This window comes from Rhodanobacter sp. Root627, assembly GCF_001427835.1.
Lineage (GTDB): Bacteria > Pseudomonadota > Gammaproteobacteria > Xanthomonadales > Rhodanobacteraceae > Rhodanobacter > Rhodanobacter ginsenosidimutans.
Map to the genome: position 1 here is coordinate 47628 of NZ_LMGW01000004.1, position 22290 is coordinate 69917.

General features: G+C 66.6%; 21 protein-coding genes and 1 tRNA gene. 13 read left to right on the top strand and 9 right to left on the bottom strand.

What is annotated here, in order from left to right:
• The first annotated feature begins 141 nt into the window (after positions 1 to 141).
• The 5 genes from ASD68_RS14960 (at position 142) to ASD68_RS14980 (ending at position 4397) form a co-directional block, all read left to right on the top strand.
• Entirely contained in the window at positions 142 to 1446 is a 1305-nt protein-coding gene (locus ASD68_RS14960; protein WP_056608182.1) for a methyl-accepting chemotaxis protein, read from the top strand.
• Between the two features lie 38 nt (positions 1447 to 1484).
• Positions 1485 to 2165, top strand: a complete 681-nt coding sequence (flgA, locus tag ASD68_RS14965; RefSeq protein ID WP_056608185.1) for a flagellar basal body P-ring formation chaperone FlgA — start codon at positions 1485 to 1487, stop codon at positions 2163 to 2165.
• Between the two features lie 81 nt (positions 2166 to 2246).
• Positions 2247 to 2567, top strand: coding sequence for a flagellar biosynthesis anti-sigma factor FlgM (flgM, locus tag ASD68_RS14970; protein ID WP_007080105.1), 321 nt, complete (start codon positions 2247 to 2249; stop codon positions 2565 to 2567).
• Positions 2564 to 3010 (top strand): flagellar protein FlgN, encoded by a 447-nt coding sequence (locus ASD68_RS14975; RefSeq protein ID WP_007080106.1) that lies wholly within the window; start codon positions 2564 to 2566, stop codon positions 3008 to 3010. The genes flgM and ASD68_RS14975 overlap by 4 nt, the downstream gene beginning before the upstream one ends.
• A 130-nt stretch (positions 3011 to 3140) precedes the next feature.
• A complete protein-coding gene (locus tag ASD68_RS14980; protein WP_056608188.1) occupies positions 3141 to 4397 on the top strand; it encodes an HDOD domain-containing protein in 1257 nt (418 codons plus the stop codon).
• Positions 4398 to 4508: 111 nt separating this feature from the next.
• Here ASD68_RS14980 and ASD68_RS14985 read toward each other — a convergent pair whose 3' ends face one another.
• The 6 genes from ASD68_RS14985 to rsmD form a co-directional block, all read right to left on the bottom strand.
• Entirely contained in the window at positions 4509 to 5546 is a 1038-nt protein-coding gene (locus tag ASD68_RS14985) for a TMEM43 family protein (protein WP_056608191.1), read from the bottom strand.
• 224 nt (positions 5547 to 5770) lie between these two features.
• On the bottom strand, positions 5771 to 7513 hold the full coding sequence (gene ggt, locus ASD68_RS14990) for a gamma-glutamyltransferase (RefSeq protein WP_056608194.1): 1743 nt from the start codon (positions 7511 to 7513) through the stop codon (positions 5771 to 5773).
• Complete coding sequence (locus ASD68_RS14995) at positions 7510 to 7770, bottom strand: YfhL family 4Fe-4S dicluster ferredoxin (protein ID WP_007080110.1); 261 nt, start codon at positions 7768 to 7770, stop codon at positions 7510 to 7512. Before ASD68_RS14995 ends, ggt begins: the two co-directional genes overlap by 4 nt.
• Before the next feature lie 60 nt (positions 7771 to 7830).
• A complete protein-coding gene (locus tag ASD68_RS15000; protein WP_056608199.1) occupies positions 7831 to 8334 on the bottom strand; it encodes a hypothetical protein in 504 nt (167 codons plus the stop codon).
• Complete coding sequence (gene coaD, locus ASD68_RS15005; RefSeq protein ID WP_056085296.1) at positions 8327 to 8866, bottom strand: pantetheine-phosphate adenylyltransferase; 540 nt, start codon at positions 8864 to 8866, stop codon at positions 8327 to 8329. The genes ASD68_RS15000 and coaD overlap by 8 nt, the downstream gene beginning before the upstream one ends.
• Before the next feature lie 121 nt (positions 8867 to 8987).
• Positions 8988 to 9566, bottom strand: coding sequence for a 16S rRNA (guanine(966)-N(2))-methyltransferase RsmD (gene rsmD, locus ASD68_RS15010; RefSeq protein ID WP_200945423.1), 579 nt, complete (start codon positions 9564 to 9566; stop codon positions 8988 to 8990).
• 101 nt (positions 9567 to 9667) lie between these two features.
• Here rsmD and ftsY point away from each other — a divergent pair, with 101 nt between their 5' ends.
• From ftsY to ASD68_RS15035, 5 genes are all read left to right on the top strand, one after another.
• Complete coding sequence (ftsY, locus tag ASD68_RS15015; RefSeq protein WP_082520292.1) at positions 9668 to 10792, top strand: signal recognition particle-docking protein FtsY; 1125 nt, start codon at positions 9668 to 9670, stop codon at positions 10790 to 10792.
• 70 nt (positions 10793 to 10862) lie between these two features.
• The gene (locus tag ASD68_RS15020; RefSeq protein ID WP_056608202.1) at positions 10863 to 11945 is read left to right on the top strand and encodes an AsmA family protein; all 1083 of its coding nucleotides are present in this window, start codon (positions 10863 to 10865) and stop codon (positions 11943 to 11945) included.
• Positions 11942 to 13012 carry an A/G-specific adenine glycosylase gene (gene mutY, locus ASD68_RS15025; protein ID WP_056608205.1) on the top strand — a complete coding sequence of 357 codons (1071 nt, stop codon included), beginning with the start codon at positions 11942 to 11944 and terminating at the stop codon, positions 13010 to 13012. The genes ASD68_RS15020 and mutY overlap by 4 nt, the downstream gene beginning before the upstream one ends.
• Before the next feature lie 89 nt (positions 13013 to 13101).
• A complete protein-coding gene (locus ASD68_RS15030; RefSeq protein WP_056085305.1) occupies positions 13102 to 13380 on the top strand; it encodes an oxidative damage protection protein in 279 nt (92 codons plus the stop codon).
• 82 nt (positions 13381 to 13462) lie between these two features.
• Positions 13463 to 13538, top strand: a tRNA-Phe gene (locus tag ASD68_RS15035).
• Positions 13539 to 13621: 83 nt separating this feature from the next.
• On the opposite strand, the gene ASD68_RS15040 is transcribed toward ASD68_RS15035, so the two are convergent.
• Positions 13622 to 13897: a hypothetical protein gene (locus ASD68_RS15040; protein WP_056608209.1), complete on the bottom strand. Its 276-nt coding sequence runs from the start codon at positions 13895 to 13897 to the stop codon at positions 13622 to 13624.
• 224 nt (positions 13898 to 14121) lie between these two features.
• Here ASD68_RS15040 and ASD68_RS15045 point away from each other — a divergent pair, with 224 nt between their 5' ends.
• The 3 genes from ASD68_RS15045 to ASD68_RS15055 all read left to right on the top strand — a co-directional run bounded on the left by ASD68_RS15045 (position 14122) and on the right by ASD68_RS15055 (position 19863).
• Positions 14122 to 14538 carry a PepSY domain-containing protein gene (locus tag ASD68_RS15045; protein ID WP_056608723.1) on the top strand — a complete coding sequence of 139 codons (417 nt, stop codon included), beginning with the start codon at positions 14122 to 14124 and terminating at the stop codon, positions 14536 to 14538.
• 432 nt (positions 14539 to 14970) lie between these two features.
• Positions 14971 to 18117, top strand: coding sequence for a ligand-binding sensor domain-containing diguanylate cyclase (locus tag ASD68_RS15050; protein WP_162247422.1), 3147 nt, complete (start codon positions 14971 to 14973; stop codon positions 18115 to 18117).
• Between the two features lie 93 nt (positions 18118 to 18210).
• Complete coding sequence (locus ASD68_RS15055; RefSeq protein ID WP_056608216.1) at positions 18211 to 19863, top strand: M28 family metallopeptidase; 1653 nt, start codon at positions 18211 to 18213, stop codon at positions 19861 to 19863.
• A gap of 101 nt (positions 19864 to 19964) precedes the next feature.
• Here the strand turns inward: ASD68_RS15055 and ASD68_RS15060 are convergent, their stop codons facing one another.
• Positions 19965 to 21191, bottom strand: coding sequence for an MFS transporter (locus tag ASD68_RS15060; RefSeq protein ID WP_056085314.1), 1227 nt, complete (start codon positions 21189 to 21191; stop codon positions 19965 to 19967).
• A gap of 103 nt (positions 21192 to 21294) precedes the next feature.
• Entirely contained in the window at positions 21295 to 22245 is a 951-nt protein-coding gene (gene folE2, locus ASD68_RS15065) for a GTP cyclohydrolase FolE2 (RefSeq protein ID WP_056608725.1), read from the bottom strand.
• Positions 22246 to 22290: the final 45 nt, after the last annotated feature.

The following is a 22290-nucleotide window of genomic DNA, read 5'->3' on the forward strand; positions in this document are numbered from 1 at the left end:
CCATCAGGCGGCGCACTTGAGGCAAAGTCCGTGCGCCACGCCCAAGGGTCAAGGTGGCATATGACTTGCTTGCTCAAGTTTCGATGACAGTTGACGATTCATCCATAGCACCCTTGCCTATTTAAAGGTCACCGTTTGCCCATGAGCTTGATTTGGAACTCGCACCTCACCGCCCTGGTGCAGGCAGCCGCCGCTGGCGACGAGAAGCAGGTCGCGGCGTTGCGACGCAAGTATCCGCGCACCGCGCGGGTGATCGCGCCGCTGCTGGCCCGTGCCGCCAGCCAGCCGCCGGCGGCGGTCGCGCTGCAGGCCATGGAGCAGCAAAGCCTGGTGCTGGCCGCGGTGCAGCAGCTTTCGCGCGAACAGAGCGCGCTGGACAAGGCCGCCACCGAAAGCCGCGGCAGCGTCGATCGCTTGACGGATGGCAGCGCCGGGATCTCGACGGCACTGCGTCAGATCGGCACCGACCTGGACCTGGCGGCCAAGGCCGGGCAGGCCGGCGAAGGCAGCGTCAGTGAACTGGACGGCCAGTTGCGCCTGCTGCGCAGCGCGCTGTCGGCGATGAACCGCAACCAGAGCCGGCTGGCCGAACAGGTGGCGCAGATCCGCAAGCTCACCGGCGTGGTGCAGGAAATCGCCCACCAGACCAACCTGGTGGCGCTGAACGCCGCCATCGAGGCCGCCCGCGCCGGCGAGGCGGGCCGCGGCTTTGCCGTGGTCGCCGACGAGGTGAAGCAGCTGGCGGAAAAAACCACGCTGACCACCACCGAGATCGAGACCGTCACCGGCTCCATCGGTGATTTCTCGCTGCAACTGGACGGCGACGTGCAGCACGGCCTGCAGCAATTGGAGCGCGCGCAAACCGGCGTCGGTCAGGCCACCACCGCCCTGCACGATGGCGGCGAAGCACTGCGCACGGCCCACGGCCGCGTGGCCGGCGTGCTGCAAAACCATGACGCACAACATGCGCGCGCCACCACGGCCCAAGCAGCCCTCGGCGCGCTGCAGCGCCGCGGCATCGAGGCGCGGCGGCAGGCCGAATCCCTCAACCGCGCCGCGCTGCTGGCGCACCGGCTGGGCCTGGACTGGCTGGAAAGCGAAAGCGGCAACGACGCGGCAAGCCTCAGCCTGACCGTGCGCGAGAGCGCCGCAAGCCTGCGCCAGGCCATGGAACTGGCCCTGCTCGACCCCAGCGCGCTGGACCGACGCTGGTTCGACACCCATTCCCTGAACCGCACCGTCCGTCGACTGACCGCCAAGCACCCGGGCAAACCGGCCAGCGCGGCGCTCGACGAAAGCGGCACCCTGTTGTGCGAACAGAGCCAGCGCTTCATCACCCTGGTCTGCGACGGCCAGTTGGAGGAAGCCTCGCAGCTGTCGCAACAACTGGAAGCCGGACGCGAGGCATTGCTGACCCAGTTGGGCACGCTGCTGGCGGAAGCATGAAGCGAGACGCGCCAGGTTCCCGCCTCCGGCACGCCGCCATGTGGTGTGCGTTGTCGTGGGCAGGCATCTGCGCCACTCCCGCGTGGGCGGCCCAGTCGCCCGAGGCCATACGGGCCGCCGCCGAGCAGGCCGTGCGTGAACACTACGCAATGCCCGGCAACCGCGTCGTGGTACACACCGAAGCGCTGGACATGCGGTTGAAGCTGGACGACTGCGCGCAACCGCTGATCGCCACCGTGCCCGACCGCGCCACCCCGCCGTCGCACATGAGCGTGCAGGTGCAATGCACGCAGCCGCGCAACTGGAGCGTGCGGGTGCCGGTGAAGCTGGAGCTGTTCCGGACCGTGCTGGTGAGCAGCCACGCCTTGCAACGTGGCGACGGCCTCAGCCTGGCCGACGTGCGGACGGAGGAGCGCGACATCACCCGCCTGGGTTATGGCTACGTGGAAAACCTGCAACAGGTGGCCGGTCGCACCCTGTCGCGGGCACTGCCAAAAGACACCGTGCTGAGCCCCGGCGCACTGGGCGGACGACGCATGGTGCGCGCGGGCGACCATGTACAGGTAGTAGCCCGGCTCGGTAGCATTGAGGTCCGTGCCGACGGTGTGGCACTGGGCAGCGGCGACAATGGCGCCCGGCTGCGTGTTCGCAACGAAAACTCCGGCAAGATCGTCGACGCCATGGTCAGCGCGCCCGGCGTGGTCACCGCCCTGCCCTGATGCGTGTCGACCACCACTAAAGTTTCCCCCGGTCCGGCCGATTTGTCAGACACAGGGTTCATATTGCAGCGAGAAGGATCGATGACCACTTCCATTCAAAACAATGGTTTGCCGAATTTTCCCCAGGCAACCGGCGCCACCGGGAATGCATCGGTATCCACTACCGCCGCCGCCGACAGCAGTGCCGCCGTCACGCCCAAGTCGGACGATCAACTCAAGTTGACCGATTCGGCCCGGGCACTGCAGGAAGCGGCGCGTCTGGACACGTCGTCCGCCATCGACACCAAGCGGGTCGAACAGATCCGCGAGGCACTGGCCAGCGGCAGTTACCAGATCGACGCCGGCCGGATCGCGGACCGCATGCTGTCGTTCGAGCGCCAGATCGGCGCGGGTGCCGTATGAACCGGCCGCTGCAGGGCGAACTGAGCGACGCACTGGGTGCCGTACTCAGCGACATGCAGCAGGCCATCACCCAGTTGACGCAGGTGCTGGAGAACGAGCGCACGGCCTTGAATGCCGGCAACAGCGATGCGCTCGGTGAAGCCGGCGCCAGCAAGCAGAAGCTCATGCTGCAACTGGAGCAGCTCGACGCGGAGCGGCAACAGTTGAGCCGCGAAGCGCCCGCCGCCGCGGCCAGGCTGGACGCCACCTGGTCACAGGTGCTGCTGGCCCTGCGCCGCTGCCAGCAACTTAACCAGAGCAACGGCCGCGCCGTGAACCAGCGCCTTGGCCAGGTACGCCAGGCCCTGTCCGTACTGACCGGACACGCCGGCGAAACCGGCCTGTATGGCCCCACCGGCGGACTCCGCGGCAGCCTCCGATCGCAAGTGCTGGCACAGGCCTGACCATGATGCAGTCCGCTTCATCGCAGACTGTGTCGCCCCTGTCGCAAGAACGTACCGCACGTATTTTCGTATTTTTCGCGATTGAAGAAGCATGAGCAAACTCGACGTTTCCCCGAACGGCTCTCTCCCTATGTCTGCTTTGCCCGACGCCGCCAACATCCCCCTGCCCATAGCGATGACCACCCCGCTACCGGTATTGCGCGTACCCATGCTGGATCGTGAGCGGCAGTTGTTTGCCTACGAAATCACCTTCCATCGCGAACCGGACGACGAACAGACCCTGCTGCAGCGCGTACTTTCCACGCTGACCGACGGCGCGCTCACCCGGCTGGTCCGCGGCAATCGCGCCTTCCTCAACCTGCCCACCGAACTGCTGCCGGAAGATTCCGACGTGCTGTTGCACCAGCCGCGCATCGGCCTGCTGCTGCAGCCGCAGGTAGCCGACAACACCCCGCTGATGAAGCGCCTGCAACTGATGTCGCAGCGCGGCTGCCAGCTGATGCTCGATGCCGGCGACCTGGAGCTGGATGGCAGCCTGGCGATCGAATCGCTGATGCAGATCGTGCAGTTCGTTCGACTGGACGCCAGCCTGCTGTCGCCCGAGGTATTGCGCCAGCGCACCGAACTGCTGCACGCCCGCGGCATCTGGGTGGTTGCCGACCAGGTCAACGATCACACCACTTACGAGCGCTGCCTCGAACTGCCACTGCAGGCCATCCAGGGCCGCTATCTGCTGATTCCGCAACCGGTCGCCGTGCCGGTGCTCACCGCCAGCCGACTGAGCATGCTGCGCCTGATGCGCGCGCTGCAGGAAAACAATCCGGGCCCGGTGGAGCTGGGCAACATCATCCGCGACGATGCGGTGCTCAGCTACAAGCTGCTCAGCTGCGTCAACTCCGCCTACTTCGCATTGCCGCGGCAACTGAAGTCGGTGCAGCAGGCGGCGATCTTCTTCGGCGTCACCCGCATGCGCAACTGGATCGACACGATGTCGTTGTGCAGCATGGACGATAGGCCGCCCGAGTTGCTGCGCGCCGCCCTGATCCGCGCCCACATGTGCGAAAAGCTGGCCAGCGGCATGCCGCACGGCCACGAGGAAATGGCCTTCACCGTGGGCCTGTTCTCACTGCTGGACACGCTGATGTGCGCGCCGATGGAGTTCCTGCTCACCCACCTGCGCCTGGTACCGGAAATCAGCGACGCGCTGACCCGCCGCGCCGGTCCGTTCGGGCCGCTGCTGGACCAGATCCTGGCGTGGGAAGCCGGCAAGATGACCAGCGAACACGCGCAGCCGCAGCGCATCCAGCGCATGGCCACCATCTATCTCGAAGCCGCACAGTGGGCCGACCAGGTCTACGCCAGCGCCAACGGCCAGACCGAGAACTGATCCAAGTCGAACGCCTGTGGGAGCGACTTCAGTCGCGATGCCCTTGCTCTGGAGCCTCGAAGAAAGAGCATCGCGACTGAAGTCGCTCCTGCAAATCCCCGAGCCCGACGCTCAACTGGTATGCCGCAAATACCAGATCGTCGCCAGCACGCTCAGCAGCGCCACCAGCAGCCAGCACAGCATGGGGAGCGTGTCGCTGCCCAGCCACAGCACCGTTGCCGTGGCGCTGACCACCAGCGTGCCCACCGCCAGCGACAGCGGAAAATCACGCTGGATCCCGCGGTGCCCCGACAGCATCAGGTAGGCACCCAGCGCGGCAAGAAGCACGGCAAGCACCCGCCACAGGTAGATGAACGTGGGTGGCTCGGGCAGGCCGGGAAACATGTCCAGCAGCGAACGATCACCCACTTCCACTGCAAAGCCCTTGCCGTCGGTGGTCTTCGTCGCGGGCACCAGGCGATCGCCATCGATGCGCGCCACCACGGTCACCAGCTGCAGCGGAACCTCCTCCCAGCTCACCCGCAAATCACCGCGATGCGGGTCGCCGGGGTTGGCACTGGTCACGAGATAGCCGTTGTACGGCACGAAGGTGGCCGCGAGATTGGCCGGCAATGACTTCACGTCCGGCTCCACCCGCTGCACGCCGGGCAGCGCATGGAGCAGGCTGCGGTCCAGCGCGAAACCACCCAATTGCACCCGGTCGGCGTCGAACTGGCGTGCGGCGATCGGAAACGCGCCCGGGTTGGCGTGTCCGGCCGGTCGCTCGAACTTGCTGGAATCGACCGGCTGATCCACCCAGTCCAATTCGTAATCGGTATTGCCGCCGAAGCGGACCTCGCGCCACTGGAACATTTCCACGTGGCGGATCAGCACGGGCGTATCCCGGCGCAGGTTGAACTCCGGATCACGCGGCGCCACCACCACCCGCGGCACCCCGCTCAACCGCGCGAGATAACCGGCCTGGCCCGCTTGAGGCAGGGCGGATGCGCCCAGATCCACCAGCTGCCCGCCATGGCGGTTCATCGCTTCGCGATAGGTGATGATGCCGCGCTCGGTGGTCGCAGCCCAGCCGATGCCGGCCAGCAACAGCAGCGCACCCACCAGCCGCAACAGGCGCCCACGCATGGCGTCGTCCCACGCCGGCAGCATCAGCCCGGCGCCCGATGCGGAACGAGCTGACGGAACCATCCCCGGCGCGGACGTCGATGAATCACGCGCACCCGGACGCCTGTGGCGGTGATATTGCCTGCGGGCGGAACCGGTTCCGTCACAACTTGATACTCCACTGCCACGTCACGGGACGATCGCCAACCAGATTGCCGGGGATGGCACCGCCGCGAACGCGCGCCCTGTCACAACCAGGCCACCTGCGCCTACCGCACCTTGCCGGACCCGGAGGGCCGGCGCGGATCGCTGGCGGCATCGAGCTTGTTGGTCCGATGATCCCAGGTCACCACGTTCATGAAGCCCCACGGCTTGCGGTCGTTCAAGGTGTAACCCATCGCGGTGAGGTCGGCGCTGGTCGCCTTGTCGAACATGCCCGGCTCCACGTCCACCACGTCGGGCAGGAACTGGTGATGGAAACGCTTGTGCGCCACGATCTGCTGCGCGCTTTCGCCGTCGATGAAATGCAGGATGCCTTCCAATACCTGGGTGATGATGGTGGAACCGCCGGGCGAACCGATCACCGCGCTGCGGTCGGCGCCGATCACCAGGCTGGGCGACATCGACGACAGCATCCGCTTGCCGCCCTTCGGCGCGTTCGCCGCGCTGCCCAGCAGGCCGTAGACGTTCGGCTTGTCCGGCACCAGCGCGAAGTCGTCCATCTCGTCGTTCAGCAGCACGCCGGTGCCTTCGGCCACGAAGGTGGAGCCCAGCACGTAGTTCACGGTGGAGGTCACCGCGGCCATGTTGCCGTCCTTGTCGATGATCGAGAAATGCGTGGTGTGCATGCCAGGATCGCGGACGGTTTCGTGCGGCAGCATCGACGACGGCGTGGCCTTGCCCGGCAGGATGCTCTGGCGCAGGCCATCCGCGTAGAACGGCGACAGCAGCATGTCCAGCGGCATCTTCACGAAGTCCGGGTCGCCCAGGTAATCGTTGTGGTCGCGGAACGCACGGCGCATCGCTTCCACGATCAGGTGCACGCGATGGGCCTGGTCGAGCTTGTCCAGCTCGAAGCCGGAAAGGATGTTGAGGATCTCGGCGATCGCCACGCCGCCGGACGACGGCGGCGGCGCCGTGATGATGCGATACCCGCGGTAATCGACGCTGATCGGCTCGCGTTCCTTGGCCTGGTAGCTTTCAAGATCGGCCAGGGTCCAGTTGCCACCGGCGGCGCGCACCGCGTCCACCAGTTTCTTCGCCGTCGGGCCGCGATAGAAGCCGTCGTTGCCATGCGCGGCAATCGCTTCCAGCGTCTTCGCCTGGTCAGGGTCGCGCCACAGCTTTCCTTCCACCGGCGGCTTGCCATCGGGCAGGAATTTGGCCGCCGAAGCGGGCCAGCGCCGCAAATCCTTCTGCTGCCCCGCGATCGCCTCGCGCAGCCGCGGGTCAGGCTTGAAGCCGTCGCGGGCCAGCCGGATCGCAGGCGCCAGCGACTGGGCCAGCGACAGCTTTCCATAACGTTCGGCGATCAGCACCAGACCGGCCGGCTCGCCGGGAATGCCCGCCGAAAGCGGGCCCTTCAAGGCCGCGTCGCGGTTGGGCGTGCCGTCGGGGTTGAGGTAATCCTTGGGGTTGACGGCCGCGGGCGCCGTCTCGCGCGCGTCGATGAAAACGTTGTGGCCATCCTTCGCCCGGTGCAGCACGGCCATGAAGCCGCCGCCGATGCCCGAGCTTTCCGGCTCCACCACCGACAAGGTGGACGCCACCGCCACCGCGGCATCGAACGCGTTGCCACCCTTGGCCAATATTTCCAGCCCCGCATCGGTCGCCAGGAAATTCGCGCTGGCGACGGCGGAATGCCCCGGGCGCTGGGCCGGTTGCGCCACCACCGGGGTTTTCGCCGGCGCCGTTCGGGGTGCGCCATCGGCGGCCAGCGCCACGCCGCAGGTGAACAGCAGGCTGGCCAGAAAGGCGCGTCCCGGCAGCGCGGACCAACGCGAAAAAATCATGCGGCAGGCTCCATCGCCATCAGCTGGCGATACTTGAGATCGAGTTGATCATGCGACTCGATGTGCTCAGGGTCGATGATGATGCACTCGACCGGGCAGACCACCATGCACTGCGGTTCGTCGTGATGGCCCACGCACTCGGTGCACAAGGCCGGGTCGATCACGTAGAACTGTTCGCCCAGCGAGATCGCCTTGTTGGGGCAGGCCGGTTCGCAAACATCGCAATTGACGCAGGTGTCGAGGATTTTCAGGGACATGACAAAGCCGAGGGCCGCGGAACGGGCTGCGCAAATGCAGGCCCGTCGCGGCCCTCCGGATCACATCTGCACGAAACGGAAGGTGGCGCCGGTGGGCTTGATCGCCTCTTCCACCCGCTGCTGGTCGGCCTGGTCACCGATGAACAGCACGATCACGTCCTTGAACGAGCCAGCCCTGGCGCCGGTGAAGGCGGTCACGACCAGGTCGGCGGTCTTGGCCGAATCCGGGCCGGCAAAGGCCAGCAGGTTGCCCGGCAGCACGCCGCGCGCCACGGTGTCCTGCACAGTGGACAGCTGGCGGTCGTTCTGCGCCTTGGCCTCATCGGTGTCGCCGGGGGTGACCAGATAGGCGTACGGCTGCGACGCGCTCATGCCCTGCAGGTTCTTCTGCAGCAGCTGCACCAGGTACTTGTTCCAGCCTTCGGTGTCGTTCTTGTCGGCCGGGCGGGTTACCTGGGCGGCCTGGGCGGAGGCGGCCTGCTGCTCGTCCTCATGCTTGCTGCAAGCGGACAGGGTCAAAGCAGCAGCCAGCGCGACGGCGGCGAGGAGAGCGAACTTACGCATGGTGGTCACCTTCTTTTTCGGGTTGGTTGTTTGAGCCGGTGCGGCTCTTCTGCCAGCGTTGACGCATGGCCTGTTGTACCGCCGGATGCACGAAACCGGAAATCTCGCCGCCGAGGCGGCCGATCTCGCGCACCAGCGAGGACGAAATGAAACTGTATTGCTCGGCTGGCGTCAGGAACAGCGTCTCGGCCTGCGGAATCAGGTGGCGATTCATGCTGGCCAGCTGGAATTCGTATTCGAAATCCGACACCGCGCGCAAACCGCGGATGATCACGCCGGCGCCGATGTCCTGCACGAAGGTGGCCAGCAGGCAATCAAAGCCGCGCACTTCCACGTTCGGCAGATCGGCCAGCGCCAGCCGCGCCAGGGTGATCCGCTCGGCGATGCTGAAAACCGGCCCCTTGCTGGAGCTGTCGGCCACCGCCACCACCACGTGATCGAACAACGTGGCGGCGCGCGACACCAGGTCGGCATGGCCATTGGTGATCGGATCGAACGTGCCTGGATAGACAGCCAGACGCGGATTGCCCAAAGGTTTGTTCACGAGTTCAACAACGCCTGTGAATGAAGGCCAGGGCCCTGAAGCCTGGACGGGGAAACCACCCGGAGCCCTAGCTTAACGGATGCACCGGCGGCATGGCGCGGCGTGCCGGTCAGGCACGTCGATAAAGCGCCCCGCGCGCATCGCCGGCATGGCTCTCCCGTTGCAGTTGCCAGTTCGGCGGCAGGGTCGGCGTCACCGCGCGCGGCGATTCCACGTAGATCAACGCCGCCGTGGCCAGCCAGCCGCCCTGTTCCAGTTGCTGCGCCAGCGCTTCCCACAACCCCAGCGCAAACGGTGGGTCCAGCAAGACCAGATCATGCGGCCGCCCCGTCCCACGCAGGAAAGCCTCCGCATCCGTTGCCGCCACCGCGCCGCCGGCCTGCTTGAGCCGGGCCAGATTCTGCTCGATCGCCCGGGCCACCCGCGCCTCGCGCTCGACGAACTGCACGCTGGCCGCACCGCGCGACAAGGCCTCGATGCCCAGCGCGCCCGTACCCGCGCACAAATCAAGCACACGCGCACCGGCGATGGTGGGGGCCAGCCAGTTGAACAGGGTCTCCCGCAGCCGCTCGGCCGTGGGCCGCAGGCCCGGCATGTCCGCCACATCGAGCCGCGAATTGCGCAGGTTGCCGCCGATGATGCGGATGCGGCCGGGGGCCCCGTGGCGGGCAGCGCTCACCAGCGCCACCCATTGCGGCGGCAGGCATGCAGGACGGCCGAAACATCCTCAGCGGGCAGTACAGGTTGGGGTGATAGCATGCCGCCCATTGTCTTTGAATCGCGCCCGCAATGCTCAAATTCTGGAAGAAAAAGCCGACTGAAACCGCATCGGCCACAACGGAGGACGCGCAGGAGCCGCAGGTCGACACCAAGGCCGATGTCGTCGCCGCCGAAAGCCATCCGCAGGATTTGCCGGTAGCGCTGACCGAGGCACCCGCATCCGACGAACAAGCTGCCGCCGCAGAAACGGCCGTGGCCGTCAGCGCCGAGGCGCCGGCCAAACGCAGCTGGCGCGAGCGCCTGGCGGGAAACTCGTTCGCCCGCGGCCTCGGCACCTTGTTCGTGCGCAACCCCAAGCTCGACGACGATCTGCTGGATGAGCTGGAAACCACGCTGATCACCGCCGACGTGGGCGTGGAAGCCAGCACCGCGTTGGTGGAAGCCCTGCGCAAACGCATGCACAAGCGCGAATTCGCCGATGCGCCAGCCCTGCTCGACGCGCTGCGCCAGGCGTTGGTTGCGCTGCTGCAGCCCGTCGAGAAACCGCTGCAGGTATCGGGCAAGCAGCCGTTCGTGGTGCTGGTGGTGGGCATCAACGGCGCCGGCAAGACCACCACCATCGGCAAGCTGGCGCGCCGCTGGAGCGACGAGAAGCACGCGGTGATGCTGGCCGCCGGCGACACCTTCCGCGCGGCCGCCGTGGAGCAGCTGAAAACCTGGGGCGAACGCAACAAGGTGCCGGTCATTTCGCAAGGCCAGGACGCCGACGCGGCCAGCGTGATCTTCGACGCCCTGCAGGCGGCGCGTTCGCGCGGCGCCGACGTGCTCATTGCCGACACCGCCGGCCGGCTGCATACGCAGGGCGGGCTGATGGACGAGCTGGGCAAGATCGCCCGCGTGCTGAAGAAGATCGACGCCGACGCGCCGCACGAGGTGTTGATGGTGATCGACGGCACCACTGGCCAGAACGCGGTCAACCAGGTACGCCAGTTTCGCGAGATCGTGGGCGTCACCGGCCTGGTGGTGACCAAGCTGGACGGCACCGCCAAGGGCGGCGTGGTGTTCGCGCTGGCGCGCGAGTTCGGCTTGCCCATCCGCTTCGTGGGGCTGGGCGAAAGCGCCACCGACCTGCGCACCTTCGACGCCCAGGCCTATGTCGACGGCCTGCTGCCGGCCAGCCTCGGTCGTGATTGAGCCGGCGCCCATCCGGGGCCGCCAGCGCCACGTGCCGGTGGCGGCCATCTTGCCGGCGCGAGGCTGAGCGATGAGCCCACGGTTGCGGCGGATACTTGCGATCGTCGGCGCCAGCGCCCTGGCGGTGTTGCTGCTGCTGGTGGGGTCGGTCTATTTCCTGCTGCAGCCCGATCGCTTCACCGTGATGTTGCAGAACCAGGCCGCCAACGCGGGGCTGGAACTCAACCTTTCGCGCCCGGCCAGCCCGTCGTTGTTCCCGCGCCCAGCGCTGGACCTGCACGGCATCACCATCAACGCGCAAGGGGCGAACCGCCCCATCCTGCTGGCTTCCGGCGGGCGCCTGGCGCTGCCCTGGCGCACCTTGCTCGGCGGCCCCACGGTCATCACCCGTCTGGAGATCAACTCGCCCCGCGTGGATCTCGATGCACTGCAAGCCTGGATCAACGCGCTGCCCGCGCGCGGCCCGGACACGCCGCCAGACATCCCGCGCATCGACACTGGCGTCAGCATCGATCACGGCAGCGTGGTGCGCGGCGATCAGCTGCTGCTGGGCAATCTTTCGCTGGAAGCGGGCAGCCTCGCATCCGGCGTGCCGTTCCCGCTCAGCATCTCCGCCAACACCGCCGACGGTATGCCGCTTCAGCTGCGCCTCTCGGCCACGCCACGCATCCAGGGCAATGCGCTGCAACTGGAAAACATCGCCCTGTACCTCTCGCAAGGCGTCGCCACCCACATGCAACTGACCGGCAGCGCACGCTGGCATGGCGCCGCCGATGCTGCCGCCAGCCTCACCGGCACACTCGACCATGCGACGGCCGGGCAATACGCGATTTCGCTGGCGTTGACCCCCGCCAACCAGAGCAAACCACTGCTGCTTTCGCTGAAGCTCGACGGCCCGGACAACCACGCCGACCTGCAACTGCCGCCGCTGGCGCTGGCACGCTGGTGGGGCCACGTGGGCAGTGGCGACAACACCCAGCTGACCGTGCCACCGGGAAGCGGCCGCGCCGACATCGCGAAAATCGACATGGGCGGCATCACCATCGAAGGCCTCACATTGCGTGCCGGTGACGAAGTGCCCACAGCGGCCAGTGCCGCCGCCCCGGCATCACCCGCCCCCGTGCGGGGAAAAAAGCCGGCGGTTTCCAGGTGACCCGCAGCACGACCCGACGCGCGCCGACCGTCGCGGCGCGTCTGCTGCGCTGGTTCGACCAGCATGGCCGCAAGGACCTGCCATGGCAGTCGGGCGATGCTGACGGCCGCGACGCCTACCGCGTGTGGCTGTCGGAAATCATGCTGCAGCAGACCCAGGTCGCCACGGTCATCGGTTATTTCCAGCGCTTCACCGAAGCCTTGCCCACGCTGCGCGACCTGGCCGCCGCGGACGAAGACACCGTGCTGGCGCTGTGGTCCGGCCTCGGCTACTACCGCCGCGCGCGCTTCCTGCACCGCGCCGCGCAGATCTGCGTGGAGCAGCACGGCGGCGAACTGCCGCGCGATTTCGTCGCCCTCAGCGCCCTGCCCGGCATCGGCCGCTCCACCGCGGGCGCGATCCTGGCGCAAGCCCACGGCCTGCGCTTCGCCATCCTCGATGGCAACGTGAAACGCGTGCTGACCCGCTACCACGGCATCCACGGCCACCCCGGCCAGAGCGCGGTGGAAAAGTTGCTGTGGCTGCACGCCGACAGCCACACGCCAACCGCGCGGCTGGCTGATTACACGCAAGCCATCATGGATCTGGGCGCCACGCTCTGCGTGCGCTCGCGCCCGCGCTGCGACGCTTGCCCGCTGGCCAGCGACTGCATTGCCTACCGCGACAACCTCACCGCGGAACTGCCCAGCCGCAAACCATCGAAAGCCCTGCCCACCCGCGCCACCGTGATGCTCGTGCTGCGCGACCGCGATGGCCGCGTGCTGCTGGAACGACGCGGCCCGCAAGGCGTCTGGTCGGGCCTGTGGAGCCTGCCCGAAGCCGCCAGCACCGACGACGCCTGGCGCCTCGCGCAACGGCACGCACGGATCGACGACGCCCAGGCGCTGGCCCCCTTCACCCACGTCTTCAGCCACTACCGGCTCGCGATCGAGCCGCTTCTGTTCGACCGGACGACGGCACACGCCGCCATCGCCGATAATCCCGACCTGCGCTGGTGCAGCGCCACCGAACTGGCCGCACTCGGCCTGCCGGCGCCAGTCCGCACCTTGCTGCAGAACACCGCGTAGACACGCATTCGTGCGCGATGCGCTTGATACCGATCAGGGCGCAACGCAGCGCACTCCCGCAAAATTCTGCGAAGCTTCCAGGAAACCCCATGACCCGTACCATTCACTGCGCCAAGCTCGACGCCGACGCCGAAGGCCTCGACTTCGCCCCCTGGCCCGGCCCGCTGGGCCAGCGCATCTACGCCGAAATCTCCAAGCCCGCCTGGCAGCAATGGCTGGCACGCCAGACCATCCTCATCAACGAGTACCGACTCAACCCGCTCGACGCCGAAGCGCGCAAGTACCTGAGCGGTGAAATGGAAAAATTCCTGTTCGGCGGCGAGTCCGCCATGCCGCCCGGCTTCGTCCCGCCAGACACGGAGTCTTGACGAAAACCCGCGCATTCGGTCTAATGCGCGGCTCCCACGCATCATTGGCAACCGCACGGTTCGCCCATGGTTCCAGGTTTCCGGCCGGGTAGCTCAGTTGGTAGAGCAGGGGATTGAAAATCCCCGTGTCGGCGGTTCGATTCCGTCCCCGGCCACCATGCATGAAAAGGGCTCGCAGCGATGCGGGCCCTTTTTCTTTGTGTCTGACGCGCAGCGCCATCGGCATCGCTGCAGGTAAACGTCAGGTGGCGTCGGAAGGCGAATACCCCGTGTTGTGGTGGCCGCCATAGGCGAGCAGCTCTTCCAGGCCGAGCGTGGCGTCGGGGGCGCGGAGTTGGTGCTCGGTAGCCGGCAACGGTGCGGTTTTCGACATCAGCGCCGCCGCCATGGCGGCGCTTTCAGCGACAACCGGCGATTTGTTGCGCTGCCGGTCGGTCAACTGCCCCGTGCCCGCCAAGGTGTCTCGACTGTTGTCGACGCCAGCGGCGCCGAATTGCGGAAGATTGGTGTTGCCCATGCGAAAGCTCCAAAGGCGTCGGCATCTACCGATCGTTGCCAGTCTCGCACCCGTGACGTCTCGGCGACGTGGATAACGTACGGGATGCGGCTTTTTGCCGCCTGTTTGCCCTGACATTCTGTTCACCGCGACTTGATCGACGGCGCTCAACACTCGCGCTTCGTCCATTACGAGGAGTCGACATGACACAGACGAACTTGCACGGCACGCGGACCGCCGCGTGGATGAAAATCGGTGTCGCAGCGCTGGCTTTCGGGCTTGGCCTGGGCGTTTCCGCGGCGGCGCTCGCACAGTCGATGACGGCACCGCAGGTGCAGGCCAAATTGACCGAGCAGGGTTACACGAAGATCCATGACGTGGAGTTCAAGGACGGCATGTGGCACGCCGACGCGAAAAGCGCGGATGGCAACGACGTGGATGTGCGCATCGACCCGGCCACCGGCAAGGTGTACCCGGAGGACGAGGTATCGAAGTTGAGCGAGGCGGATGTGCGCGCGTCGCTGTCCACCCAGGGTTATACCGATGTCCACGACGTGGATTTCGATGACGGTGTCTGGAAGGCCAAGGCAAAAAATGCCGCGGGCAACAAGGTGGAGCTGCGGCTGGACCCGAGCAACGGCAAGGTCATCGGCAAGGATTGAGTCCCGCTCCAACCGTCGCCATCGGAGGCCTCAGTGCCTTCGATGGCGCGCCCTGGCCACCCTGCCCTTCGGCGCGCCAGCCACCCTCCGGGGGCGCCCCATTTGCGCCAACACCTAAAGTTTTGCCAATAATGGCCGCTCAAGTATCCGTGCACCCATCGCCCGATGGATGTTTGTGCCGGAGCCGGCAGGGGCAGGTTTGAAACCGGAAGCTGGACGAGAAACAGCGTTGATGGGGAAGCCGCGGCCATGGCCGACTCACTATCGGCACGGATCGGGCCGCGGGGACGCTTTGTCTTTAACGATGGCTGAGCAAAATCAGCCGGAGTCACGTTCAGCATGACTGTGGTCATCCACCCGTCGACGGCGCCATGCGTTGTTGGCCCTGCTGCGCGCGCCTTGCCCTGTGCAAGGCGCGCCAGCATGGCGTGGATGAAAATCGCCACTTTGCTGGCCTCGCTGTGGCTTTGCGCGTACCCGGCCAACGCGGAATCCACCATCGAGAGCAAACACGCCGCCGAGGCCGGCGTGCCGTTGCTGCAGAACTTCAGCCCGCTCGATTACGGCGCCGCACCGCAGAACTGGGCGGTGACGCAGGACCGGCGCGGCGTGATCTACGTGGGCAACAGCGATGATGGCGTGCTGGAATACGACGGCACCCGCTGGCGCCGCATCCCCGTGCCCAACCAGAGCTCCGTGCGTTCACTGGCGGTCGACGCCAACGGCCGCGTGTACGTGGGGTGCATCGGCGAGTTCGGCTACCTCGAACCCGATGTGCATGGCCGCATGCACTACGTCTCCCTGCTCGACCGCGTCGCCCCTGCCTATCGCAATTTCGCCGACGTGTGGCGTATTTTCGTCACCGACGACGGGGTCTATTTCGGCACGGTGGCCCAGTTGTTCCGCTTGCGCGACAAGCATATGGACGTCTGGACGGCCACGACCCCGTTCGATTATTTCTTCAAGGTGCGCGACCGGTTCTACGTGCGCGCCGAGGGTCGCGGGCTGATGGAGGTCGTTGGTGACCAGCTGAAGATGGTCAAGGGTGGTGCGCGTTTTGCGCACGAAAGGATCCACGCGCTGGTGGCCTGGGGCGACGAGGCCGACCACGACGGGCCGCTGCTGGTCGGCACCCGCGAGCGGGGCTGGCTTGTGCTGGACAAGGGCCGACTTGCCGCCTGGCCCAACGAGACAAACAAGACCCTGCGCGACGACCAGCTGTACGACGCGCAATGGCTTGCCAATGGCACCCTGGCCGTCGGCACCCTGCAGGGCGGCGTGCTGCTGGTCGACCGCATGGGCCACCTGCTGGAGCGGCTGCGCCGCAACGAAGGCCTCATCAACGACACCGTCCTGTCGATGTTCCAGGACCGGGAGCATGGCTTGTGGCTGGCACTGGACAACGGCCTCAGCCGCCTCGACGTGGCATCCCCGCTGACCCTGTTTTCGCGCAACTCCGGGTTGGACGGCACCGTGCTGGCGATGCAGCGTTTCCGGGGCGAGCTCTACGTCGGTACCACCAAGGGCCTGTTCCTGTTGCACAGCGGGGTCGACGGCAACGCGGAGTTCGCGGCGCTGGATGGTGTCCGCGCGCAGGTCTGGAGCTTTCTGGACATGGGCGACTCGCTGCTGGCGGCGACTTCGCAAGGTGTGGTGGAAGTGAGGAATGGCGTCGCCAAACCCTGCGCGGCGCAGGTATGCACCTCCGGTGACGTGGCCTTTTCGCTGCTGCGTTCGGTACGCGACCCCTCGCGCGTCTTCGTGGGCCTGCGCAACGGCTTGGCGGTGATGCGCCGCGATAGCGGCAAGTGGATCGACGAAGGCCGGATTCCCGGCATTTCCGGCGACATCCGCTCCCTGGCCCACGATGACCACGACAACCTCTGGCTGGGCACGCTCAGCAACGGCGCCATCCGCGTTGCCCTGCCGGACGGATGGCAGCCAGGCGACGGCGTGCCACCGCATACGCAGTCGTTCCAGCAGCACCGTGATTCGGTCGCCGGCCCCAACTATGCGTTCGTGATGTCGCTCGCCGCCGGGTTGCGCGTGGTTACCGCCCAGGGCATCTACCTCTACGACGAGAAGCGCGCCAGGCTGCAACCGGATACCGCGTTCGCCAGCCTGTTCCCACAGGGTGCAAGGCGGCTTTCACGACTCAGCGAAAGCGTGCCCGGGCACATCTGGATGTACACCGCCGACGGCACCAAGACCATCCGCGAAACCGGCGTGGCCGTGGCCGATGCCAAGGGCCACTACCACTGGGAGCCGCAACCGTTGCGCGCGCTGTCCGGGGTGGAGATGTACACCCTCTACGCCGAGCCCGACGGCATCACCTGGTTCGGCTCCAGCGACGGCCTGTATCGACTGGACTCCTCGATCACCCCGCCGCCGGACAAGCCGCTGCCCACCTTGCTGCGCAAGATTTCCGACGGAAACGGCCATGTGTTGTGGGGCGGCGCAAGCACCACACCGCCCACGCTGAAGTTGCCATGGGGCAACAACAGCCTGCGCTTCGATTACGCCGCGCCGAATTTCCGCGCGCGCGCCGCCAACACCTTTCAGGTGCAACTGGAAGGCGCCGATGCGCGCTGGTCGGACTGGAGCACGGAAACCTATCGCGACTACACCAACATCCACGAGGGCGATTACCGCTTCCGCGTGCGTTCGCGCGATTTCCGCGGCAACATCGGCGCGGACGCGGAATTTGCCTTCCAGGTGCTGCCACCGTGGTATCGCACCTGGTGGGCCTATCTGGGTTATTTCGTGCTGGCTTATCTGGTGGCCGCGCTGGGTATCCAGCTGCGCTCCGCCGTGCTGCAGCGGCGCAACCGCGAGCTGGCGCGCCTGATCGAGCAGCGTACCGAGGAGCTTTCCGCATCGAACCACGCGCTCGAGGAAGCCAACTGCGCACTGCAGCGGCAGACCATTACTGATGCGCTTACCGGCATGAAAAACCGCCGCTATGCGCTGGAAAACGTGGGCCGTGACGTCGCCTCGGTACTGCGCCTGTATCGCGAACTCGGCCCGAACTCAGCCCAAGGCCCCGCCGCCAACATCAACCTGCTGTTCCTGCTGATCGACATCGACCACTTCAAGGACGTCAACGATCACTACGGGCACGCGGCAGGCGATCGCGTGCTGGCGCAGCTGCGCGACATCACCCTCGCCGCCATCCGCGAAACGGATACACCGGTACGCTGGGGCGGCGAGGAATTCCTGGTCATCGCCCGCCGCACCAACAGCGAATCGGGGCCGGTGATCGCCGAGCACATCCGCCGCCTGATGGCGCAGCACGAATTCGACCTCGGCAACGGCGTGTTCATCCGCCGCACCTGCTCGATCGGCTTTGCCAGCTACCCCGTGCTGCCCAGCGAGCCGTGGCGGTTCAGCTGGGAAGACGTGGTGAGCCTGGCCGACCAGTGCCTGTACGCGGCCAAGCACAACGGCCGCAACAGCTGGGTCGGCGTGCGCCAGTTGCACACGCCGGCGGCCGGAACCACCGACCTGCCGCTGACCGCGAACCTGGACGCGCTGGTGGCCGAAGGCTATCTGCGGCTGCAGGTATCGCCCTCGAATTAGGCCGCACCGGTGGATCGACCATGCCCACCGACACATGGATACGCCCCGCCCCGCTGACTACTATCGGAGAACCTTTCCGACAGGCAGTTGCCCGTGAAACGACTGATCCTCTCCACGCTGGCGTTGTCCACCTGCACGCTGGCGATCGCCGCCGCCCCACCGACCTTCAGCACCCAGCGCCTGTCCGCGGAAGTGAAGACGCTGTCCTCCGACGCGTTCGAGGGCCGCGGCCCGGCCACGCCGGCGGAGACGCGCACCATCGACTACGTGGTGGCGCAGATGAAGGCCGCCGGCGTGCAGCCCGGCGGCGACATCGTCGACGGCAAGCGCACCTGGACCCAGGCCGTGCCGCTGTTGCGCAGCGCGATCGTCGGCACGCCGGCGTTGACGCTCACCATCGACGGCAAGCCGCAAGCGCTGACCCAGGGTGAACAGATCGCGGTGCGCGCCCCCACCAACGGCAGCAACAGCGTAACCATCGCCGATGCGCCGCTGGTGTTCGTGGGCTACGGCGTCAAGGCACCCGAGCGCCAGTGGGATGACTTCAAGGGCGTGGATCTGCGCGGCAAGATCGCCGTGGTGCTGATCAACGACCCCGATTTCGAAACCGGCAAGGGGGACTTCGGCGGCAAGGCCATGACCTACTACGGCCGCTGGACCTACAAGTACGAGGAAGCCGCGCGGCAAGGCGCGCTGGGCATGCTGGTGATCCACGAAACCGCGCCCGCATCCTACGGCTGGGCCACGGTGAAGAATTCCAACACCAACACGATGTTCGACATCGTGCGCGACAAGCCGGCCGAAGTGCATCCCGAACTGGAAGGCTGGATCCAGCGCGATCTGGCAGTGGCCATGTTCAAGGGCGCGGGGCTGGATTTCGAGGCGCTGAAACAAAAAGCGCAAACCCGCGATTTCCGCCCGGTGGTGCTGAAAGGCGAAAGCCTCTCGGCCCATTTCAAGGCCGATACCAAGGTGATCACCTCGCACAACATCGTCGGCCGCGTCGAGGGCAGCAAGCGCCCCGACGAAACCGTGATCTACAGCGGGCACTGGGATCACCTTGGCGTCGGCGCACCCGACGCCAGGGGCGACCGCATCTACAACGGCGCCGTGGACAACGCCACCGGCACCGCGGCGCTGATCGAACTGGGCCGCGCGTTCGCGCACGGTCCTCAGCCGGAGCGCTCGGTGATTTTCCTCAACGTCACCGCCGAGGAAAAAGGCCTGCTCGGCTCCGAGTACTACGCCGCCAATCCGCTGTACCCGTTGGCGAAAACCGCCGGCGTACTCAACGTCGACGCGCTCGATCCGCACGGCCCCGCCCACAACTTCACCATTTCCGGCAGCGCCAGGCTGGGCTTGCTGGATGATCTGATCGCGGCGGCGAAGTCCTACGGCATGGTCTACACGCCCGACCCGAAACCGGAAGCCGGCTACTTCTTCCGCTCCGATCATTTCTCGTTCGCCAAGCGCGGCGTACCCGCCGTCTCGTTCGGCTCGGGCAATGACTGGGTCGATGGCGGCGTTGCCGCGGGCAAGGCGGCCGAAGACGACTACACCGAAAAGCGCTACCACCAGCCCGCCGACGAATGGCGGGCCGACTGGTCATTCACCGGCATGGCCCGCGACCTGCAGTTGCTCTACACGGTAGGCAACGACCTGGCCAATTCCGATGCATGGCCGGACTGGAGCAAGGATTCCGAATTCCGCGCCATCCGCGACAAGAGCGCCGCCGAGCGCAAGTAGCCAGCTTCGGCGATCTGTAGGAGCGACTTCAGTCGCGACGCTTTTGTTTAGTGCAACCTTGAAGCAAGAGCCTTGCCCCAAGGTGCGCGCCCGCGCAAGCGTCAGGCGTGGGCGCGCTTTTCGATGTTCGGCAAGAACACCGTGATCAGGCCCATCAGCGGCAGGAAGGCGCACAGGCCGTAGACATATTCGATGCCGTGCACGTCGGCCAGCGCACCCAGCACGGCGGCGCCGATGCCGCCCATGCCGAAGGCGAAGCCGAAGAACAGGCCCGAGATCATGCCCACGCGGCCCGGCACCAGTTCCTGCGCGTAGACCAGGATGGCCGAGAACGCCGAGGACAGGATCAGGCCGATGATCACCGTCAGCACGCCGGTCCACATCAGCCCCACATGCGGCAGCGCCAGGGTGAACGGCGCCACGCCCAGGATCGAAACCCAGATCACCCACTTGCGCCCGATGCGATCGCCCACCGGGCCGCCCACCAGCGTGCCCATCGCCACCGCGAACAGGAACACGAACAAATGCACCTGCGCGCTCTGCACCGAGACGCCGAACTTGTGCATCAGGTAGAACGTGTAATAACTGCTGAGGCTGGCCAGGTAGAAGAACTTGGAGAAGATCAGCAGGCCCAGCACGCCCAGCGCCGCGATCACCTTGTTGCGCGGCAACGCCACCACCGCCAGATGCCGCGACCGCGATTTGCCGCGGGTGAGGTGGTGGCGGCCGTACCAACGGCCCACCTGCAGCAGCACCACGATCGCCAGCAACGCCGCCAGCGAGAACCACGCCACGCTGCCGCGCCCGTGCGGCACAACCAGCCATGCCGCCAGCAGCGGGCCCAGCGACGAGCCGGTGTTGCCGCCGACCTGGAACAGCGATTGCGCCAGGCCGTGCCGCCCGCCCGAGGCCATCCGCGCCACGCGCGAGGATTCCGGATGGAACACCGATGAGCCGGTACCGACCAGCGCCGCCGCCAGCAGCAGGATCGGGAAGGTGGGCGCCACCGACAGCAGCAGCAGGCCACTCAAGGTGAAGCCCATGCCGATCGGCAGCGAATACGGCATCGGCTTGCGGTCGGTCACCATGCCCACCAGCGGCTGCAGCAGCGAGGCGGTGAGCTGGTAGGTCAACGTGATCAGGCCAACCTGGGCAAAACTGAGGTGGAAATCGCTTTTCAACAGCGGGTAGATCGCCAGGATCAACGACTGGATCATGTCGTTGAGCATGTGCGCCACGCTGATGCCGCCGAGTACGGCGAACTGCGTGCGCTCGGGCGACGCTTCCGGGGCGACGGACAAGGGGATGTTTTCGGCGCGGGTCTGCATGGTGTCTTCGATCGAGAGCGCAAGGGACGAGGCACCAGCCACGGCACATCACCCATCGCAAAACAGATACAGCCAGCACCAACGCGGCGCCGGCGAAACAGCGCTAGAACTTGACGCCGCCGTAGCCGCCGTCGACGCCCTTGCTGGCATACGCTACGGCGTCGTGCGGATGCAGGCTTTCCTGATGCTCCACGCGGATGTGGAAATCATCCAGCGCGGCATCGGCATCGAGTGCCTTCTGGATACGGCGGGCCGCGTCCTCGCAGAACATCAGGTTGCCGCCGTTGGCCAGCGCGAAGGCCTGCTCGTCCTGGCGCTTCACCGCCGTCTGCACCGGCGTACCGAGTGCCGCCTCGACGCGATCGATCAGGTTGATCAATTGCAACGGCGCACCCGCCGCGGGACGCACCCGCAGACAGGCGACACTGCGCTGCGCATGCGGCGTGGCCACGATACCTTTTTCGCTGCCCAGCCATTCCAGCACCGCGGCGCGATCGAGCGTGGCGTCGGCCGCGAAATCGCTGGCGAACTGGTCCTGGATCAACTGCCGTGACAACGCCGCCGACGCCGGACAGGTGGACGAATAAACCACCTCGGTGCCCAGCTCCAGCAGGAACGCGCTGCCGGTGAGGCTGGCCTCGATGGTCACCGGATAGGCGCGCCAGCCGCTGTTGGCGCTGCGCAGCGCAGGCCGGCGCACCAGGTGCTCGAAACGGATGCTGAGGCAGGCACGGTCGGACAGATCGGCGTGCGAGTCGAGAAAACCGCGCAGCAGCGCCTGCAGCGTCTCGGCGCTGAGCGTTTGCGTGCTCAGCGCCTGCTCGGCCTGCAGGTACAGCCGCGACATGTGGATGCCGCGCTTGTCCGGCCGTTTCAGGTTCACGAAGGCGCCAACCCGCGCGCTGGCGCGCTGCACATCGCCATCGCCGGCATCGAAACGCACCGGCACCTGGATCTCGGCCATACCGACCCAGTCCAGCGCGCCGGCGAGATGCGGCTGTGCGTGCACGGCCACATCGGGTAGCAGGCGGGCGGTGTTTTCCTGGTTGGTCATGGTTTTGTCCTGGGGATCGTCGTGGCGGGGATGCATGGCGCCGCG

Coding starts and splice junctions, on each gene's coding strand:
- ASD68_RS14995 (WP_007080110.1), bottom strand. CDS start 7,770: ATGTCCCTGAAAATCCTCGACACCTGCGTCAATTGCGATGTTTGCGAA.
- ASD68_RS14960 (WP_056608182.1), top strand. CDS start 142: ATGAGCTTGATTTGGAACTCGCACCTCACCGCCCTGGTGCAGGCAGCC.
- ASD68_RS14980 (WP_056608188.1), top strand. CDS start 3,141: ATGTCTGCTTTGCCCGACGCCGCCAACATCCCCCTGCCCATAGCGATG.
- ftsY (WP_082520292.1), top strand. CDS start 9,668: ATGCTCAAATTCTGGAAGAAAAAGCCGACTGAAACCGCATCGGCCACA.
- ggt (WP_056608194.1), bottom strand. CDS start 7,513: ATGATTTTTTCGCGTTGGTCCGCGCTGCCGGGACGCGCCTTTCTGGCC.
- ASD68_RS15050 (WP_162247422.1), top strand. CDS start 14,971: ATGAAAATCGCCACTTTGCTGGCCTCGCTGTGGCTTTGCGCGTACCCG.
- ASD68_RS15060 (WP_056085314.1), bottom strand. CDS start 21,191: ATGCAGACCCGCGCCGAAAACATCCCCTTGTCCGTCGCCCCGGAAGCG.
- ASD68_RS15020 (WP_056608202.1), top strand. CDS start 10,863: ATGAGCCCACGGTTGCGGCGGATACTTGCGATCGTCGGCGCCAGCGCC.
- ASD68_RS15000 (WP_056608199.1), bottom strand. CDS start 8,334: ATGCGTAAGTTCGCTCTCCTCGCCGCCGTCGCGCTGGCTGCTGCTTTG.
- ASD68_RS15045 (WP_056608723.1), top strand. CDS start 14,122: ATGAAAATCGGTGTCGCAGCGCTGGCTTTCGGGCTTGGCCTGGGCGTT.
- ASD68_RS14985 (WP_056608191.1), bottom strand. CDS start 5,546: ATGCTGCCGGCGTGGGACGACGCCATGCGTGGGCGCCTGTTGCGGCTG.
- flgM (WP_007080105.1), top strand. CDS start 2,247: ATGACCACTTCCATTCAAAACAATGGTTTGCCGAATTTTCCCCAGGCA.
- folE2 (WP_056608725.1), bottom strand. CDS start 22,245: ATGACCAACCAGGAAAACACCGCCCGCCTGCTACCCGATGTGGCCGTG.
- flgA (WP_056608185.1), top strand. CDS start 1,485: ATGTGGTGTGCGTTGTCGTGGGCAGGCATCTGCGCCACTCCCGCGTGG.
- ASD68_RS15030 (WP_056085305.1), top strand. CDS start 13,102: ATGACCCGTACCATTCACTGCGCCAAGCTCGACGCCGACGCCGAAGGC.
- ASD68_RS14975 (WP_007080106.1), top strand. CDS start 2,564: ATGAACCGGCCGCTGCAGGGCGAACTGAGCGACGCACTGGGTGCCGTA.
- ASD68_RS15040 (WP_056608209.1), bottom strand. CDS start 13,897: ATGGGCAACACCAATCTTCCGCAATTCGGCGCCGCTGGCGTCGACAAC.